Annotated in this window: 16 protein-coding genes; 7 read left to right on the top strand and 9 right to left on the bottom strand. The window is 74.0% G+C overall.

Features of this window, described 5'->3' with window-relative positions; all coding sequences use genetic code 11:
- Positions 1-224 precede the first annotated feature (224 nt).
- Genes ACNJ93_RS00935 through ACNJ93_RS00920 form a run of 4 tightly spaced genes read right to left on the bottom strand, consistent with a single transcriptional unit; the run spans position 225 to position 3586 of the window.
- A complete protein-coding gene (locus ACNJ93_RS00935; RefSeq protein WP_418955354.1) occupies positions 225-1022 on the bottom strand; it encodes a hypothetical protein in 798 nt (265 codons plus the stop codon).
- Positions 1022-2320: a VWA domain-containing protein gene (locus tag ACNJ93_RS00930; protein WP_418955353.1), complete on the bottom strand. Its 1299-nt coding sequence runs from the start codon at positions 2318-2320 to the stop codon at positions 1022-1024. The genes ACNJ93_RS00935 and ACNJ93_RS00930 overlap by 1 nt, the downstream gene beginning before the upstream one ends.
- A 58-nt stretch (positions 2321-2378) precedes the next feature.
- The gene (locus tag ACNJ93_RS00925) at positions 2379-3380 is read right to left on the bottom strand and encodes a GNAT family N-acetyltransferase (protein ID WP_418955352.1); all 1002 of its coding nucleotides are present in this window, start codon (positions 3378-3380) and stop codon (positions 2379-2381) included.
- Positions 3381-3421: 41 nt separating this feature from the next.
- Positions 3422-3586, bottom strand: coding sequence for a hypothetical protein (locus ACNJ93_RS00920; protein ID WP_418955351.1), 165 nt, complete (start codon positions 3584-3586; stop codon positions 3422-3424).
- A 132-nt stretch (positions 3587-3718) separates the two neighbouring features.
- On the opposite strand from ACNJ93_RS00920, the gene ACNJ93_RS00915 reads away from it, so the two are divergent.
- The 4 genes from ACNJ93_RS00915 (at position 3719) to ACNJ93_RS00900 (ending at position 7186) form a co-directional block, all read left to right on the top strand.
- On the top strand, positions 3719-4273 hold the full coding sequence (locus tag ACNJ93_RS00915; RefSeq protein WP_418955350.1) for a hypothetical protein: 555 nt from the start codon (positions 3719-3721) through the stop codon (positions 4271-4273).
- A 250-nt stretch (positions 4274-4523) separates the two neighbouring features.
- Entirely contained in the window at positions 4524-6083 is a 1560-nt protein-coding gene (locus tag ACNJ93_RS00910) for a M4 family metallopeptidase (RefSeq protein ID WP_418961275.1), read from the top strand.
- 124 nt (positions 6084-6207) lie between these two features.
- Positions 6208-6669: a membrane protein insertion efficiency factor YidD gene (gene yidD / locus ACNJ93_RS00905; RefSeq protein WP_418955349.1), complete on the top strand. Its 462-nt coding sequence runs from the start codon at positions 6208-6210 to the stop codon at positions 6667-6669.
- Between the two features lie 43 nt (positions 6670-6712).
- On the top strand, positions 6713-7186 hold the full coding sequence (locus ACNJ93_RS00900; protein ID WP_418955348.1) for an SRPBCC family protein: 474 nt from the start codon (positions 6713-6715) through the stop codon (positions 7184-7186).
- Positions 7187-7210: 24 nt separating this feature from the next.
- Here the strand turns inward: ACNJ93_RS00900 and ACNJ93_RS00895 are convergent, their stop codons facing one another.
- The gene (locus tag ACNJ93_RS00895; RefSeq protein WP_418955347.1) at positions 7211-8305 is read right to left on the bottom strand and encodes a hypothetical protein; all 1095 of its coding nucleotides are present in this window, start codon (positions 8303-8305) and stop codon (positions 7211-7213) included.
- A gap of 169 nt (positions 8306-8474) precedes the next feature.
- On the opposite strand from ACNJ93_RS00895, the gene ACNJ93_RS00890 reads away from it, so the two are divergent.
- Both ACNJ93_RS00890 and ACNJ93_RS00885 read left to right on the top strand, forming a co-directional pair.
- Positions 8475-9557, top strand: coding sequence for a dihydrodipicolinate reductase (locus ACNJ93_RS00890; RefSeq protein ID WP_418955346.1), 1083 nt, complete (start codon positions 8475-8477; stop codon positions 9555-9557).
- A complete protein-coding gene (locus ACNJ93_RS00885; RefSeq protein ID WP_418955345.1) occupies positions 9554-10033 on the top strand; it encodes a carboxymuconolactone decarboxylase family protein in 480 nt (159 codons plus the stop codon). Before ACNJ93_RS00890 ends, ACNJ93_RS00885 begins: the two co-directional genes overlap by 4 nt.
- 7 nt (positions 10034-10040) lie before the next feature.
- Here the strand turns inward: ACNJ93_RS00885 and ACNJ93_RS00880 are convergent, their stop codons facing one another.
- The 3 genes from ACNJ93_RS00880 to ACNJ93_RS00870 all read right to left on the bottom strand — a co-directional run bounded on the left by ACNJ93_RS00880 (position 10041) and on the right by ACNJ93_RS00870 (position 16712).
- Positions 10041-11687, bottom strand: a complete 1647-nt coding sequence (locus ACNJ93_RS00880) for a GMC oxidoreductase (RefSeq protein WP_418955344.1) — start codon at positions 11685-11687, stop codon at positions 10041-10043.
- 175 nt (positions 11688-11862) lie between these two features.
- The gene (locus tag ACNJ93_RS00875; RefSeq protein WP_418955343.1) at positions 11863-14619 is read right to left on the bottom strand and encodes a SpoIIE family protein phosphatase; all 2757 of its coding nucleotides are present in this window, start codon (positions 14617-14619) and stop codon (positions 11863-11865) included.
- Positions 14616-16712 carry a SpoIIE family protein phosphatase gene (locus ACNJ93_RS00870; RefSeq protein ID WP_418955342.1) on the bottom strand — a complete coding sequence of 699 codons (2097 nt, stop codon included), beginning with the start codon at positions 16710-16712 and terminating at the stop codon, positions 14616-14618. The genes ACNJ93_RS00875 and ACNJ93_RS00870 overlap by 4 nt, the downstream gene beginning before the upstream one ends.
- Before the next feature lie 208 nt (positions 16713-16920).
- On the opposite strand from ACNJ93_RS00870, the gene ACNJ93_RS00865 reads away from it, so the two are divergent.
- Positions 16921-17301: an STAS domain-containing protein gene (locus ACNJ93_RS00865; protein ID WP_418955341.1), complete on the top strand. Its 381-nt coding sequence runs from the start codon at positions 16921-16923 to the stop codon at positions 17299-17301.
- 29 nt (positions 17302-17330) lie between these two features.
- Here ACNJ93_RS00865 and ACNJ93_RS00860 read toward each other — a convergent pair whose 3' ends face one another.
- Entirely contained in the window at positions 17331-17483 is a 153-nt protein-coding gene (locus tag ACNJ93_RS00860; protein WP_418955340.1) for a DUF6126 family protein, read from the bottom strand.
- Between the last annotated feature and the right edge of the window lie 11 nt (positions 17484-17494).

The following is a 17494-nucleotide window of genomic DNA, read 5'->3' as shown; positions in this document are numbered from 1 at the left end:
GCGCGGACCCCGGCGCTCGGCTCGGCGCGCCGCGATCTACGCGTGTTGACATGTACCGCCAGGCAGGGTGGCACGCGGAAAGGGCCGCCTGTGTGACGCGCAGGAGTTTTTTCTGTGACGTTCTCGCATACGTCGCCGCGCCCCGCGCGGCGCAGAACGCCCGAGGGCGGCGCATCCGGACGTATCACCGGACGCGCCGCCCTCCAGCGCGCGTTGTCGTACCGTCAGGCCGTCGGCGGCACGTGCGCCGGCCGGCCGCGGCCACGCGTGAGCGCGTAGCCCGCGACGCCGGCGAGCGCGCCCAGCACGCCGCCCGCGGCGGTCCACAGCCAGCGGTCGGACCACCAGCCGGCCGACCAGCCCTTCGCCAGCGCCCGTTCCTCGGCGCGGGCCGCCGACCCGGCAGGGCCCAGCGGGGCGGCCAGCGCGCCGTCCACCGCGTACGCACCGCCCGCGTCGGCCGCGTCCGCCTCGACCTGCGCCGAGATCGGCAGGCCGTGGTCCTGCTCGGGGAGCCGGGTGACGGTCAGCCGGATGTAGTAGCTGCCGGGCAGCGGCTCGTTCGACCAGGTGTCGGCCCAGGCGCGGACCGGCCGCAGGGTGCAGGAAAGCTGCACCGTGGCGGCGTCCGCGGCGGCCGTGCGGGTCTGCATGCCGTACATGCAGGGCTGGCGGCGGCGCAGCCCGTCGTACACGTCGACCTGCCAGGTCGACGCGCCGTGCCGGGCGGCGGACTCGGGCAGCTTCACGGTCGCGCGGACCGTGGTCCGCTGTCCCGCGTCGGCCGGGAACACCCAGTACAGGTAGTCGCCCGCCGAGGCGTCGGCGGTGGCCCGCTGCCCCTGCGTGAACGCGGCGGCGGTACGGAAGGTGGTGCCGGCCTCCGTGGGGCCGGCCGTCGCGCCGTCGGCGCTCGGGTCCGGCGACGGGGCCGGGGTGTCCGCGAGGGCCGCCGGGGCGGCCGGGGCGAGCAGGGCCGCGCCCGCGAGGAGCGCGGCGGTCACCAGACGTGCGGTGCGCATCAGTTCGTCCTCCAGACGGCGATCCGCCAGCGGGACAGCCAGCCCCAGACCAGGCCGGCGAGGAGTCCGGCGAGCACCAGCACGCCGAGCAGCCACCAGCCGCGGCCGAGGCCGAACGAGGCCACGTCGGAGGCCGCGTCCGGCGCGTCGACCAGGTCGACGGTCAGCTCGACCGGCATACCGGGGGTGGTCTTCACGGACGGCGGGGCGGCGAAGGCGTTCGAGACCTCCAGGCACACCGTCTCGGCGGCCGGCTTGACCTCGGCGTCGTCGTCCTCGTCCGGGTCGAAGTCGATGCCGTCACGCGGAGCCTTGGGGTAGCGCAGGCCCGTCGAGATCGCGTCGGTGCGGCCGTGACCGGACTCGGAGCCGCGGACGATCTCCCGGCCGCGGACGGTCACGGCGCGCAGCATCACGCCGTAGTCGTTGTTGACGGCCCGGTCGGCGGAGACGGTCACCGAGGCGCGCAGCTCCTGGCCGGGCAGCACGTCGACCCGGTACCAGCGGTGCTGGCCGAAGGAGGCGCGGTCGGTGTACAGGCCCGGCTGCAGCTGGGGCGCGTCGGTGCACCGCTCCGCGCCCCGGGTGGCCACCGGGGTGACGACCGGGTCGGCCGCCCGCTTCACCAACTGCCGGACGCGGCCGGACAGTTCGTCGGTGTGCTGCACGGTCGTGTACGTGCCGCCGGTCGCCTCGGCGATGCAGGTCAGCTGCTGCCGGGTCTTCGCGTCGGGCACGAGGCCGAGGGTGTCGATGACGAGGTGGATGCCCTGCGCGGCGATGTCCCGGGCGACCTGGCACGGGTCGAGCGGGGCGCAGGTGTCCTCGCCGTCGGTGATCAGCACGATCCGCTTGGTCGCCGCACCGCCCTTGAGGTCCTCGGCGGCGCCGAGGAGCGCGGGGCCGATCGGCGTCCAGCCGGTGGGCGCGAGCGTGGCCACCGCGGTCTTCGCCTCGGTCCGGTCCAGCGGGCCGACCGGGTACAGCTGCCGGGTGTCCTTGCAGCCGCGCTTGCGGTCGTCGCCGGGGTAGTCCGCGCCGAGGGTGCGGATGCCGAGCCGCACCTCCGCGGGCACCGCGTCCAGGACCTCGTTGAAGGCCTGCTTCGCGGCGGCCATCCGCGTCTGCCCGTCGATGTCGCGGGCCCGCATGGACCCGCTGACGTCGAGCACCAACTCCACTTTGGGGGCTTCCTTCGCGGCCGGCTCGTCGGCGGCGGCGCTCACCGGGACCGGCCCGGCGCCCAGGACGGCGAGCAGGATGCAGACCCTGGCCGCCCATCGTCGTTTCGTGATCACCGGCGGATCGTATTGATGATCGTCCGACAATCCCAAACCGGCGGCCCCGTGCGGGGCTTCAGACGGCGGCGACCGGCGCGCGTTCGGGCTCGTCGGTCCACAGCAGCGACTCGATGAGCCAGGCGCCGTCCGCCGACGCCCGGAACTGCAGCACCTTGCGGCCCCAGGCGGAGAACGGCTCGCCGTCCCGGACGCCGTACGTGACGTACTGCGAGGTGCGCACCGCGCGCGGACCGGCCACGAGGGTCGTCGCCGCGGCCTCCACCTCGCGGAACTCCGTCAGCGAGGGGCCGTTGAGCAGGGCGAGACGGGGGGCGAGGAAGGCGTCCACGTCGCCGCGGTCCACCGTCCCGTCCGCGGCGACCCGCTCGATCACCGCGTCCGGCGCGAGGACGCGCCGCGCCGCCGCCAGGTCGACCGGCTCGCCGGGGCGGCGGGTGAAGGAGGCGAAGAAGGCGCGGGCGGCCGCGTCGACGGCCCTCTCGGCCGGTGAGGGCGGCGGGGTGCGGCGCCATTCGGCCGCGAGCACGGCGAACTGGAGGGAGTCGTGCCAGCGCTCCTTGTCGAAGCCGTCCTTGCGCCACACCCCTTCGAGCCGCATCCCGACGCGTCGCATCAGGTCGGCGGAAGGGGTGTTGAGCACATCGCAGATCCCGATGACCCGGTGCCAGCCGAAGCCGTCGAAGGCGAGGTCCAGGGCGGCCGTGACGGCCTCGGTGGCGATGCCGGTGCCGTGCACGTCCGGGTGGAAGGCGTAGCCGACCTCCCCGGTGAGCGGCGCCGCGTCCCGCTTGAGCAGCACCTCGCCGACGACCCGCCCGGACGGGTCCTCCACGGCCAGGTCGAGCCAGTCCCCGGGCTCGGCCAGCGCCTCACCGGCGATCACGCGGCGCAGGGTGTCCGCCGTCATCTCGCGGGTGTGCGGCTCGTGCGGCAGGTACAGCGCGACCTCGGGCAGCGAGCGGTGCGCGTGGATCGCGTCGAGGTCCTCGACGCGCACCGGCCGCAGCGTGAGCCGCTCCGTGCGGATCGGGTACGACGGGTGGGCGGGGCCGGTCATGGGTGCTCCTCCGGAGTCCGACGAACAGTCCGAATGGCCGGTCAGCGGTGCTGCCCGTCCACGGAACGGCCCAGCGGCGGCAGGACCATGACCCGCCCCAGGTCCGCCTGGATCTGTTCGGCGGCCCTCCGCACCTCGGCGGGCACGTCACCGCGCTCCTTGACGAGGCGGTAGTAGATCGGGGCGCTGGACTCGAGCGTGTTCATGATGTCCGTACCTTCTGGGCGAGCGACCGGCCCTTGCCGGCCGGTCCGGAGGACCGCGAGTCTACGGGCCCGCACAGACACTCCCCGAACTGGTTTCCGCCACAGGGGCCGTCCGGGGTCATACTGCCCGCCGTGACCACAGATGGAGCGCGCCGGACGTACACCTACCTCGGACCCCCGGACCTCGTCCCGGCCCGGCCGGGCGGCGGGGGCCGCGCGGTGCCCTCGCCCGCCGCCTTCGCGCAGTGGGCCGCCGGCCGGGCGGCGGGGGAGTGGGAGGAGCCCTTCACGTACGTGGTGGGAACGGACGGTGTCCTTCGCCTGGCCCCTCGCCGGAGCGAGCACGTGGACTGTGCGGGCGGCGCGGCCGTGCTCGCGGCGGGGGAGCTCGGCTTCGGCCGGGCCGGCGACGGCCGGTGGACGGTGACCGAGGTGAGCAACCTCTCCACCGGCTACTGCCCCGACCCCGACTGCTGGCCGGCCGTGGAAGAGGCCCTGGACAGGGCCGGTTTCGGACGGCGTGACCGGCCCGACGGGTTCACGCAGCCGATCGTGTTCCGGCGCTGCGCGTCCTGCGGCGAGCGGAACGTCGTGCGGGAGGGCTTCTTCGTCTGCGCGGTCTGCGACGCGGATCTGCCGCCCGACTGGAACCTCGGCCGGTGCAGCGGGTCCCGCCCCGCGCGATGACGCGCTGGGCGAGTCGGCCGAAGCGTACGTATATCGGACCGAGTTGGCCACCCAACGGACAAGTCATGGTCAAATTCTTGTTGCAGACCTGTCAATCGCGGGCCGACGCTGGCACGCTCGCTGCCGCTGTGCCAACCCCCACACCTCCAGTGAAGGAGCCTGCGTGACCCGCCAGCAGTCCTCGCCCCGCACCCCCGCCCGGAACCGCGCGCGAACCGCGCGTGCCGCCGCGCTGCTCGCCTCCGCCGCCATGGTCGTCGTCGGCATCCAGAGCGGATCGGCCACCGCCGGCACCGCCGGAGAGTCCGTCTCGGCGCGCGAGGCCGCCGCCACGCCCGTCGTCCTGACCGCCTCCGAGCGCACCGCCGCGCTCAAGGGCGCGCAGGCCGGCGCCGCCGCGACCGCCCGCGCGATCGGCCTGTCCGCGCACGAGGGCCTCGTCGCGCGCGACGTCGTCAAGGACGCCGACGGCACCGTGCACACCCGCTACGAGCGCACCTACCAGGGCCTGCCCGTCCTCGGCGGCGACCTCGTCGTGCACCAGAAGAAGAACGGCGCCCGCTCCACCACCAAGGCGACCTCCGCCCGGATAGCCGTCGCCGGCACGGAGGCCGCCGTTCCGGCCGCCGCGGCGAAGAAGTCCGCCGTCGCCTCCGCCGAGGCGGAGAACGCCGCCGCGACCTCCGCCCGCAAGGTGATCTGGGCCGCCTCCGGCAAGCCCGTCCTCGCCTGGGAGACCGTCGTCACCGGCGTCCAGGCCGACGGCACGCCGAGCGAGCGCCACGTCGTCACCGACGCCGCCACCGGCAAGGAGCTGTACGCGTACGAGGCCATCGAGACCGGCACCGGCCACAGCCAGTACGCCGGCACCGTCACCCTCGGCACCTCCCCCTCGTACAGCCTGACCGACGCCCTGCGCGGCGGCCACAAGACGTACGACCTGGGCGGCGGCACCAGCGGCACCGGCACGCTGTTCACCGACGCCGACGACACCTGGGGCGACGGCTCGCCGACGAACCGTCAGACCGCCGCCGTCGACGCCCACTACGGCGCGGCCCTGACCTGGGACTTCTACAAGAACGAGCTGGGCCGCAACGGCATCCGCGGGGACGGCGTCGCCGCCTACTCCCGCGTCCACTACGGCAACGCGTACGTCAACGCCTTCTGGTCCGACCAGTGCTTCTGCATGACGTACGGCGACGGCGCGGGCAACGCCAAGCCGCTCACCTCGATCGACGTGGCCGGCCACGAGATGACCCACGGCCTGACCTCGGCCACCGCCGGTCTGCGCTACAGCCGCGAGTCGGGCGGCCTCAACGAGGCCACCTCCGACATCCTCGGCACCTCGGTCGAGTTCTTCGCGAACAACGCCTCCGACGCCGGCGACTACCTCATCGGCGAGAAGATCGACATCCGGGGCAACGGCACGCCGCTGCGGTACATGGACAAGCCCAGCCGCGACGGCAACTCCAAGGACTACTGGGACCGCAACCTCGGCCGCCTCGACGTCCACTACTCCTCCGGCCCCGCGAACCACTTCTTCTACCTGCTCTCCGAGGGAAGCGGCGCCAAGACGGTCAACGGCGTGAGCTACGCCTCCCCGACCTACGACGGCTCCACCGTCACGGGCATCGGCCGGGTCGCCGCGTACAAGATCTGGTACAAGGCCCTGTCCACGTACATGACCTCGTCCACCGACTACGCGGGCGCCCGCACGGCGACCCTCCAGGCGGCGGCCGACCTGTACGGCGCGGGCAGCGCCCAGCACACCGCGGTCGCGGCGGCCTGGAAGGCCGTCAACGTGAACTGACCCGGCACACCGCCGAACCGGCAGGGCCGCGCACGAGCGAGCGCGGCCCTGCCCCACGGCCGACCCCCGGCCCCGCCCCTTCTCCCGGCCGTCGTTAAGATCCGGACGAACGGGAGGATCGGACGTGTCGAAGGACGAGCGCCGGCCGCGCGCCGCGCGCCGGAAGGAACGCGGGGACGACGAAGAGGGCTGCTGCGCCGGCGCGTTGGACACCTGCACGCACCCCTGCTGCGCGGGCTGGGCGTCCACCGCCCTGCTGATGGCGCTGGTCCGCCCCGGGCGCACGGCCCGCGGGACGCAGCACGACCCGGTCGCGCCGCGGCCCCAGGGCCGGGTGGCCGGGCGGATGTACGACGCCCTGCGGTACTACCGCACCGAGGTGAGCCCCGCACGGCCCGCCCGCTGCCCCTACACCCCCACCTGCTCCACCTACGCCGTCCGGGCGCTGCACCGGCACGGTGCCCTGCGGGGCGCCCGGCTGGTGCTCGGCCGTCTGCTGCGCTGCCGGCCGGCGGTCGTCCGGCGCCGGGGCCCGCACGATCCCGTGCCGCACCGGACCTCCCCGGACCGGGCCTCCGGCCGATAACCTACCCGCGAGTAAGCCGGGGCGGCGGAAGGGGAGCAGGGGCATGGAGCGGTTGCGGAGCCTGGAGGAGAGCGCGGTCGTCGACGCGTCGCCGGAGGCCGTCTACCGGCTGGTGTCGGACCTGCGGAACATGGGCCGCTGGAGCCCGGAGTGCCGCAAGGTCCTCGTGTCGTCGCCGCCCGCGCGCCGCGGCACGCGCTTCGTCGGGCTCAACCGGCGCGGGCCCTTCGTCTGGTTCACCACCGGACGGGTCACGCAGGCCCGCGAGGACCGCGAATTCACCTTCGAGGTCAGCGCCTTCGGCCTGCCGCTGGCCCGCTGGGGCTACCGCTTCGAACCCGAGGGCGCCGGCACCCGCGTCACCGAGTTCTGGCAGGACCTGCGGACCGGCAGGCTCGGCGACACGCTCGGGGCGGTCTTCGCGGGGACGAACCCCGAGCGCCGCGTCGCCGTGAACCGGGCGGGCATGCGCACCACCCTGGAGCGGATCGCACGCGAGGCGGCGCAACGGGGATGAGCCCACGAACGCCGCCTCACACGCTCAGGGCGCCTCGGAGGAGGCCTTCCGCAGCGCGCTGATGCAGCTCGCGATGGCCTGCTGCAGCGCCTCCAGGCGCTCGACCATGTCGTCCTCGTAGATGGCGTCGAAGTCCATGGCGTCGTCGAGGGTCAGCTCCTCGAAGACCTTCGTGGCCTTCTGGAGACTGCTGTAGAACTTCGTCCGGCGCTCCTGGACGCGGAGTTCGGGGTCCTCGTCGACCGCCTTCGCCACCAGGCCCTTCATCGTCTCGTACGCCTCGCCGGCCCACTCGCCGGCCTCCTCCGAGTCGTCGAGCTCGTCGATCAGCGACAGGTGCCGCTCGGCCTCCGCGCGCAGCTCGGCCGGAGCGGCCACCGTCTGGCCGGCCGGGGTGCGGATCTGGCCCTGCTCGGCGATCTGGCGCACGTACCCGATGCGGTCCGCCGCCTTGCTCTCCTGCGCCACCGCCTTCTTCAGGCCGTCGGCGCGGGCGAGGGCGCGGGCCATCTCCGTCTGCAGCGCCGGGTCCTCCTTCATCCGGTCGAGCAGGGCCGTTCGGGCGGCCTCCGCCGTGCCCGGGTCGGCGAGGATGGCCGCCCGCAGCGCGGTCGGGTTCTCCGCCACCTCCAGTGCCTTCGTCGGCCGGATCCCCTCCGCCTCGGCCGCCGCCGTGATCGCGTGGCCGCGGACCGTGCCGGCGCTGGAGCGGGAGGAGTAGTACGACAGCCACACGTCCGCGTCCGGGAGCTCGACCTCCTCGCCCGGCACCAGCGCCTCGAACTGCGGGACGAGGCCGTCGTCCGCGGCCAGGTCCCACGCCTTGTAGTAGCGCAGCACCCGCTCCGCCGAGCAGCCCGCCAGCTCCCCGAACGCCTTCGCCGAGACCTTGGGGGAGTCCGCCGCGGACTGCCCGCCGGGCCGGACGCTGCGCGCCACCTTCAGCGCGAAGGTCCAGCCGCCGGTCCGCGCGTACGCGCCGAACTCGCGGGCGTCGCGCACGATGACCTCGGGCACGGGACGGGCCTCCGGCTCCACCCACTCGTCGGCCTGGGCCGGGACCGAGGCGGACTCCGACGGCACCGCGGCGGACTCGGACGGGTCGACTGCGACACTCACCGATGACTCTCCAGAAGGCTCGGGGAAACGAATCTGCCCCGACACCCTATACGCACCCAATGCGACGATAGATCCGAATCCCCCGTGCGCGTCCCCGGCCGAGCCGAGCCGTCCGGAATCCCCGTGCACGGCTCTGGGAACCTCGGCCCCCCGCGGCTATCTTCCGCGCATGATTTCCACGGTGGTGTGGGGCACGGGCAACGTCGGCCGCGCGGCGATCCGCGCCGTCGCCGCTCATCCGGCGCTCCGGCTGGACGCCGTCCTGGTGCACAGCCGCGCCAAGGTCGGCCGGGACGCGGCCGAACTCGCCGGTCTCGACGGGAAACTGGGCGTCGGGGCCACCGACGACGTGACCGCGACGCTGGCCTCGAAGCCGCGCGCAGTCGTCTACGCGGCCTCCGGCGACCTGCGGCCCGACGAGGCCCTGGCCGACGTCGTCCGCGCGGTCCGGGCCGGCGCGGTGGTCGTCACGCCCGCGCTGTACCCGCTGTACGACCCCCGGAGCGCACCGCCCGAGTGGCGCGGGCCGGTCGAGGCGGCCGTCGCGGAGGGCGGCGGCTCCCTCTTCGTCTCGGGCGTCGACCCCGGATGGGGCAACGACGTGCTGCCGCTGCTCGTCAGCGGACTGGGCACGACCGTCGACGCGGTCCGCTGCCAGGAGATCTTCGACTACTCCACGTACGAGCAGGAGCAGTCCGTCCGCGACCTCATCGGCATGGGCCACCCCCTGGCGTACGAACCGCCGATGCTGCTGCCCGGCGTGCCGACCATGGTGTGGGGCGGGCAGCTGCGCCTGATGGCCCGCGCGCTCGGCGTCGAGCTGGACGAGATCCGCGAGACCCTGCTGCGCCGCCCGCTCGACACCACGGTCACCACCCGCACCATGGGCGTCTTCGAGGCCGGCACCCAGGGCGCGGTCCGCTTCGAGGTCCAGGGGATCGTCGCCGGAGAGTCGCGCCTCGTCATCGAGCACGTCACCCGCATCCACCCGTCCTGCGCCCCCGACTGGCCCGCGCCCCCGAACGGCGCCGGGGCGCACCGGGTGATCGTCGAGGGTCGTCCGCGCATCGAGGTGACCGTCGAGGCCGTCGACGAGGACGCGAACCGTTCCGCCGGCGGCAACGCCACCGCCGCCGGCCGCCTCGTCGGCGCGATCGACTGGCTCGCCGCCGCTCCGCCCGGGCTCTACGACGCCCTGGACGTCCCGCTCCGCCCCGCCGTCGGCCGACTCGGAAGGAAGCCGCAGTCATGATCATCGACATTCCCGAGGGCAAGGACCCGATCCTGTACGTGTGGGGCGAGATGGTGCCCGGCATCGGCCCGGCCGCCTCCGCCTTCTCGCTCGCCGTCTACGAGCACACCACCCTGGGGCTGCGCGAGTTCGAGGCCGCCCGGCTGCGGGTCGCCCAGCTCAACGGCTGCGCCTTCTGCCTGGACTGGCGCACCGAGCGGGACGGGGAGAAGGTCGAGGAGGAGTTCGCGGACGCGGTGAGCGCCTGGCGCACGACGGGCGCCTTCGACGAACGGACCCGGCTGGCCGCCGAGTACGCCGAGCGGTACGCGCTCGACCACCACGGCCTGGACGAGGAGTTCTGGTCCCGGATGTCCGGGCAGTACAGCCAGACCGAGATCGTGGAGCTCACCATGAGCATCGGTTCCTGGCTGGCGTTCGGCCGGCTCAACCGCGTCCTCGGCCTCGACACCGTGTGTGTACTGCCCGGGCATTGACGGCCGCTCAGAGGTCGGCGGCGATGATGTGCTCGATGTTGCGTTCCGCGAGGGCGGTGATGGTCACGAACGGGTTCACGCTGGTGTTGCCGGGGATCAGCGCCCCGTCGATCACGTAGAGGCCCGGATGGCCGTGCAGGCGGCCGTAGTTGTCGGTGGCCCGGTTCAGCACCGCGCCGCCGAGCGGGTGGTAGGTGAGGTGGTCGCCCCAGATCTTGTACGCGCCGAACAGGTCGGTGCGGTAGATCGTGCCCTCCTTCGCGTTGATCGGGTCGAAGATGGTCTTCGCCGCGTCGATGGACGGCTGCTTCCACGCGGTCTGCCAGTCCAGCTCCACCCGGTTCGCCGCCGCGTTCCAGGAGAACCGGGCGCGGTGCGGGTTGCGGGTGATCGACAGGTAGAACGAGGCGTAGGTCTCGATGCCCGTCGGCAGCGGCGCGACCTCGGCGAACGCCCCGCCCGCGGCCCAGTTGTCGATGCCCGCGGTGGGCATGGACGCCTGGAGTTTGCCGGTCGGGTCCCACATGTGGTTGGCGCGGCCGCACATCACGTTGCCGTTGTCGCCCCAACCCTGGCCGATCTCGTCGTTGAGACCCGGCAGCGCGCCGGTGGCCTTCAGCCGGGTCAGGAGCTTGCTCGTGCCGACGCTGCCCGCCGCGAAGAAGACCCGGTCCGCGGTCACCGTCTTGGTGGCGGTGACGGCCCCGGCGGTGTCGAGCTGGTCGATCAGGACGGTGTAGCCGCCGCCGGCCGCCGGGGTGACCGTGGTGACCTTGTGCAGGGGTGAGACCGTGACCCGGCCGGTGGCGCGGGCCTGTGCCAGGTAGGTCTTCTGCAGGGTCTTCTTGCCGTGGTTGTTGCCGTACAGCACCTCGCCGTCGAGCGCCGAGCGCGGTACGGCCCCGGCCGCCTCCTGCTTCATGTACTCCCAGTCGTACACGTTGGGCACGAAGACGAAGGGGAAGCCGGAGCGCTGGGCGTGCTTGCGGCCCACCCGCGCGTACTGGTAGCAGGCCGCGCCCTCCCACCAGGCCGGGTCGACCGGGGTGACGCCCAGGCCGGCGTTGGCGCGCGGGTAGTACACCGCGTACATCTCGGCGGGGTCCACCGACGGCAGGATCGCCGGGAAGTTCTCCCGCCGGGGCGTGACCGCCATGCCGCCGTTGACGAGCGAGCCGCCGCCGACGCCGCGGCCCTGGTAGACGGTGATGCCGGCGAACTCCTCGGCGTCGAGGATGCCGGTGTAGCAGGGGATGTCCTTGTCGAGCGGATAGCCGAGGAACTGGCTGAGGGGCTGCCGGGTGCGGGTGCGCAGCCAGAAGGACCGGTGGTCGGGGCGGGTGGTGTTGGCGAAGATCTTGCCGTCGGCGCCCGGGGTGTCCCAGGCCATGCCCATCTCGGCCATGTGCACCGGGACGCCCGCCCGCGCGAGGCGCAGCGCGGCGACGGAACCGCCGTACCCGGTGCCGATCACCAGCACCGGGACCCGGTCGCCCGAGGCGAGCGCCGGGGCCTGCGCGGGGGCGGCCTGGGCGCCGGTCGGAAGGAGAGGGCCGGTCAGCGCCGCGGCACCGAGAAGAGAACCTGTTCCTGTGATGAGTCTTCGCCGTGAGACGCCCGTCGGGCGCTCGTCGTGCAAGGTGGAGTCACTCATGTGACCTTCCTCACGTGCGACGGAATGGGAGCCCGTTCTACTTCTGTGAGCATGCGAAGTCACGACAAACCGACCGGTAACTTATGGCGGGATTCCGGCTGTCGTCATGCGGGCGTACCGGGTAATGGGCCGGATCCGTGTCGCCGGTCCCCACGCCCCCGGCGCGCAGGGCCGGTCACCAGGCCAGGTTCTCGAAGGCGTCCAGATCCGGTACCGGCCCCTCCGCGCCGCCGCCCCCGTCACCGGTCTCCATCTCGGCCCAGATCACCTTGCCCCGCTCCGTGTACCGCGTGCCCCAGCGCTCCGCGAGCTGCGCCACCAGGAAGAGCCCGCGTCCGCCCTCGTCCGTCGTCGCCGCGTACCGCAGGTGCGGGGAGGTGCTGGAGCTGTCCGAGACCTCGCAGATCAGACCGCGGTCGTTCAGCAGCCGCACCCGGATCGGCTCGCCGCCGTACCGGATCGCGTTCGTGACCAGCTCGCTCAGGATCAGCTCCGCGGTGAACACTACCTCGTCAAGACCCCAGGCGGCCAACTGCGCCGACGCCTCCTGACGGATCCGGGCCACCGCCGCCGGATCCGCCGGCACGTCCCAGTGCGCGATCCGGTCGGGCTCCATCAGCCGCGTCTCCGCGACCAGCAGGGCGATGTCGTCGCTCGGCGCCGGCAGCAGCAGGTTCGCCAGCACGTCCACGCAGGTCTCCTCCGGCGTACGGCCCGGCCGGGCCAGCGCCTCCCGCAGCAGCCGCAGCCCCTGGTCGAAGTCCCGGCCCCGGTCCTCGAGCAGCCCGTCGGTGAACAGCACCAGCCGGCTCGCCTCCGGCAGCGTCAGCTCCACCGACTCGTACGGCACCCCGCCCACGCCCAGGCCCAGCGGCAGCCCCGCCGGCAGGTCCGGGAACTCCACCCGCCCGTCCGGGCGGACCAGCGCCGGCCCGGGATGGCCCGCACTGGCCATGACACAGCGCCCGTCCGTCGGGTCGTACACCGCGTACAGGCAGGTCGCGCCGGTGATCCGGCCGCGGATCATGGCCTTGTCCGCCCCCCACTCCTCGTCCGCCGCGGGGGACGAGTGGTCGATGTGGTCGATCCGGTCGATCAGCTCGTCCAGATGCCCCAGCAGCTCGTCCGGCGCCAGGTCCAGGGTCGAGAAGTTCACCACCGCCGTCCGCAACCGCCCCATCGTCGCCGCCGCGTGCACCCCGTGCCCCACCACGTCGCCCACCACCAGCGCCACCCGCGCCCCGGGCAGCGGGATCACGTCGAACCAGTCGCCGCCCACGCCCGCCTCCGCCGGCAGGTACCGCGAGGCGACCACGACCGCGTTCTGCTCCGGCAGCGCCCGCGGCAGCAGACTGCGCTGCAGCGCCACCGCCATGGAGTGCTCCCGGGTGTACCGGCGGGCGTTGTCGATCGACACCGCCGCCCGCGCCGTCAGCTCCTCCGCGAACGACAGGTCCTCCTCGCCGAACGGCTCCTGGGTGTCCGCCCGCCAGAAGTTGGCCATGCCCAGGACCACCCCGCGGGCCTGCAGCGGGGTGGTGATCAGCGAGTGCAGCCCGTACGCCAGCGCCTGCGCGGCGCCCTCCGGGTCCTGCATCCGCCAGCCCTCCGCCGTCGTCAGATCCGCGACCAGCACCGCCCGCAGACTGTCCAGCGCCACCGCCATCGGCGTCGTCGGCACCACGAACCGGATGACGTCCCCGACCGGCTGCAGCGGGGTCTCCTCCCGCACCCCGGACAGCGCCGCCCGCCGCATCTCCGTGTACGCGCCCGACGGCTCCTCGCCGCGCAGCACCGGCTCCAGGAGCTCCACCGTGACGAAGTCCGCGAACCGCGGCACCGCCACCTCCGCCAACTCCTCGGCGGTCCGCGCCACGTCCAGCGTGGTGCCGATCCGCACCCCCGCGTCGTACAGCATGTGCAGCCGCCGGCCGGTGACCTCCGCCCGCCCGGACACCGCCGCCAGCTCCGTGGAGTCCCGCAGCGTCATCACCGTGCCGGTGTGCCGGCCGCCCAGGCCGTGCGTCGGACGGACGTTCACCGCCAGCAGCCGGTCGCCCGACAGGTGCACCTCGTCCGTCGCCTCGCGCCCCGACGCCAGCAGCGCCGCCGTACGCGGCTCCAGGCCCAGCTCCGTGACGTGCCGGCCCTCCGCCTCGGGCGTCAGGCCGAGCAGCCGGCGCGCCTCGTCGTTGGCGAGCATCAGCCGACGGTCCGGGCCGATGATCAGAACGCCCTCGCGGACCGCGTGCAGCACCGCCTCGTGGTGCTCGTTGATCCGCGACAGCTCGTCCGGCCCCAGGCCGCGGGTCTGCCGCCGGAGCCTTCGGCTCACCAGGAACGCGCCGCCGATGGCGAGCAGCAGCGTCACCACCCCGGCGCTGACGATCAGCGGCAGCTGACCCTCCACCACGTCCGAGATGTTCTCCAGCTCGATCCCCGTCCCGACCAGGCCGATCACCACGCCATGGGTGTCGCGCACCGGCACGAGCGCCCGCACGCCGTCCGCCGGCGCGCCCGTGTACAGCTCCGTGAACGACTCGCCGCCCGCCGCGCGATGGATGTCGCCGGCGGCGCGCCGGCCGATCAGCTCCGGGCGGGCGTCGGTGTAGCGCAGCCCGTCCGGCGTCATCACCGTGATGTAGTCCAGGCCCGACGCCAGGCGCGCCGCCTCGGCCCGCGGCTGCAGCACCGCCGTCGGATCCGGCGACTTCAGAGCCGCCTCCAGGCCGGGGGAGTGCGCCAGGGCCTCAGCCGCCGCCAGGCACCGGTTGCGGGCGTCGCGCTCACTGTCGTACCGCGCCTGGAGGACCAGCGCCGCCACCGCCGCCGTGCTCAGCAGCACCACGATCACCGCGGTCAGCACGAAGACCTGGCCGGCGACGCTGCCCAGCAGGCCGGGTCCCTTCGCGCGCTCACTGCGCATGATCATCCGGCCCCACCTCCCGGCGGCCGGGTCCGGGCCACCAGCAGCGCCACGTCGTCCGGGTCGTCCGGGCGGCGCATCGCCTCGATGAGCCGGTCGCAGGTGGCCTCCAGCGGGCGGTGGCCGTCGTCGAGCAGCGCCACCAGGGCGGCCATGCGCTCGTCGAGCGGATCGTCGCGGGTCTCCACCAGTCCGTCCGTGTACAGCACCAGTTCGTCGCCCGGGGCGAACGGCACGCGGGTGGTCTCGAACTCCACCCCGCCCACGCCCAGCGGCGCGCCCGTCGGCAGGTCCACCAGGGCGGCCGGGCCGCCCGTCGCCGGCACCAGCACCGGCGGGAGATGACCGGCGTTGGCCATCAGCAGCTCGCCGAGCCGGGGGTCGTAGACCGCGTACAGGCAGGTCGCGATGTAGTGCTCCAGCTCCTGCGTGATCCGGTCCAGATGCAGCAGCACGTCCGCCGGATCCAGGTCCAGGTCCGCGAACGCGCAGGTCGCGGTCCGCAGCCGGCCCATCGTCGCGGCCGCGTCGATGCCGCTGCCCATGACGTCGCCCACCACGAGCGCCGTCTTGTCGCCGGACAGCCGGATCACGTCGTACCAGTCGCCGCCGACCTCGCTGGACGCGTGCGCCGGCACGTAGCGGGCGGCCACCTCCAGACCGGCAGCGTCCGGCGGGCGGCCGGGCAGCAGACTGCGCTGCAGCGTCACCGCGGAGTTGCGCACGCTCTGGTACCAGCGGGCGTTGTCGATGCTCACCGCCGCCCGCGCGGCCAGTTCCCCGGCGAGCAGCACGTCGTCCTCGTCGAACGGCAGCGGATTGTCGGTCCGCTTGAGATCGAGAGCCCCCAGCACCTCGCCCCGGGCGATCAGCGGCACCGCCAGGTACGAGTGCACCCCCGCGCGCCGCAGCAGCTCGGCGGCCTCCGGGCTGCGCGCGATCCGCCCCAGGTCGGCGGGCTCCACCCGCGCCACCAGCACCGGCCGGCCGGTGCGCGCGCACTGGGTGACCAGGCGGTCGGCCCCGTACATGGCGGGGCTGCCGACCGGGTCCGCCGCCGCCAGCGCCTCCCGCCGCCCGTCGCCCTTCACCGCCAGCGCCCGGAACAGCTGCGGGCCGCCGTCCGAGGCGCCCGTGCGGCGGCGGGACAGCACATGGTCCAGGATGTCCACCGCCGCCACGTCGGCCAGCTCGGGCACGGTCACGTCCACCAGCTCCCGCGCCGTGCGCTCCACCTCCAGCGTCGTGCCCACCCGCACGGACGCGTCCGCGATCAGCGCCAGCCGGCGGCGGCTCCGCTCCGCCTCCAGGGACGCCCGGTGGCGTTCCGTCACGTCCACGACCGAACCCGCCACGCCGAGGACCTGCCCCTGGCCGCCCTCGAGCCGGTAGAACGACACGGACCACGTGCGGTCCTCGTCGGGGTTCGCGGGCGTCCGGCCGGCGATGTACCGCTCCACGGTCGGCACCCCGGTCGTCAGGACGTCCTGCGCCAGGCCCTCCAGCAGCGCGGTGTCCAGGTCCGGCAGGACCTCGCCGATGCGGCGGCCGATGTGCGCCTCGGCCGGGACCCCGTTCATCCGCGCCAGCGCCGGATTGACCAGCGCGTACCGCAGGTCGGCGTCCAGCATCGCCAGACCCGTGGGGGACTGGGCGACCAGCTGCTGGGAGAGCGCCAGATCCGTCTCGACCCGCGTGACGGTGGAGTGGTCGACGGCCATGCCGAGCGCGTAGAAGTCCCCGAGGTCGTCCTGGAGCCGCATGTTGCGGAACTCGACCAGCCGCTCCTCGCCGTTCTTGTGCCGTATCGGGAAGGCCCCCGCCCAGCTCTCGCCCCCGGCGAGCACGCGGGTGAACAGGTCGACCACCTCGTCGAGGTGTTCGGGCCCCACCAGCAGCCGGGCGCCGTACTGGCCGAGGGCCTCGGCGGCGCCGTACCCGAACAGCGTCTCCGCCTGCGGGCTCCAGAACACGATCCGCCCCTGCACGTCCAGCACCACGGCCGCGACGCCGAGGACGTCCAGCAGTCCCTTCGGTGCCGGTGCCGACGGCACGCCCGGCCTCCCCTCCTCCGGCGCCCGGAAGGACTCGGCCGTCACCGTGACTCCCTCCGCCCGCCGACGCGTGTGCTAACTCCATGCTGCGCCCCTTCCCCGCCCTTGCGCAGCACGGCTTGGGCCGGGCGCGGGGTCGGCGGGCACGCGGGCGGGGTTCGGCGATCAGGCCACCCCCGGGGTTCGGCGAGCAGGCCACCGGCGTCCGTGGTCGAGTGGAGGGGGAGCGCACACGGCGGACGGAGGCGACGCGATGACGCTCGAATGGCGCTACACCACCCGCACCGGGCTCGGCGTGCTCTCCCTCGCCGGGCACCTGGGCGCGGCCGCGGTGCCGCGGTTCACCGGGGCCGTGGGCTGGGCGCTGGCCCGGGGGAAGGGGCCGGTGATCCTGGACCTGGCCGAGCTGCGGGGCTGGTCGGAGACGGGTCAGCTCGCGGTCGCCGAGGCGGCGCGGCGGCTCGCCGCCGAGGGGCGGTCCCTCGAACTCGCGGCCGTCCCCGAGGGCTCCCTCGTCCCGGACGGGGCGGGACCGCCGGTGAAGGTCCACACCGACCTCGCCGCGGCGCTGGCCGCGCACGAGGACTGCGGCCAGGAGCAGCGGGAGTGGCGCAGCGACGCCTGGCCGGAGTGAGGGCCCGCGTCCGCTTCCCGGTCCGGGGCCTACTTCTGGGCGTTCTGCCCGACGTAGAAGAGCAGCCACACGAACCCGGCGAAGGCGTGCGTGGCGAAGACGTACACGAAGACGCGCAGCATCACCCCGCGCTCCTTCCAGCGCTCGACGTCCTTCGCCCGTGCGCTCTCCTGCTCCGTCATGCCCGTGTCCT

Origin of the sequence: Streptomyces tritici (assembly GCF_048500665.1) — a bacterium.
Lineage (GTDB): Bacteria > Actinomycetota > Actinomycetes > Streptomycetales > Streptomycetaceae > Streptomyces > Streptomyces tritici.
Note: the sequence above shows the minus strand (reverse complement) of the source record. Positions and strands in the feature narration are given on the sequence as shown.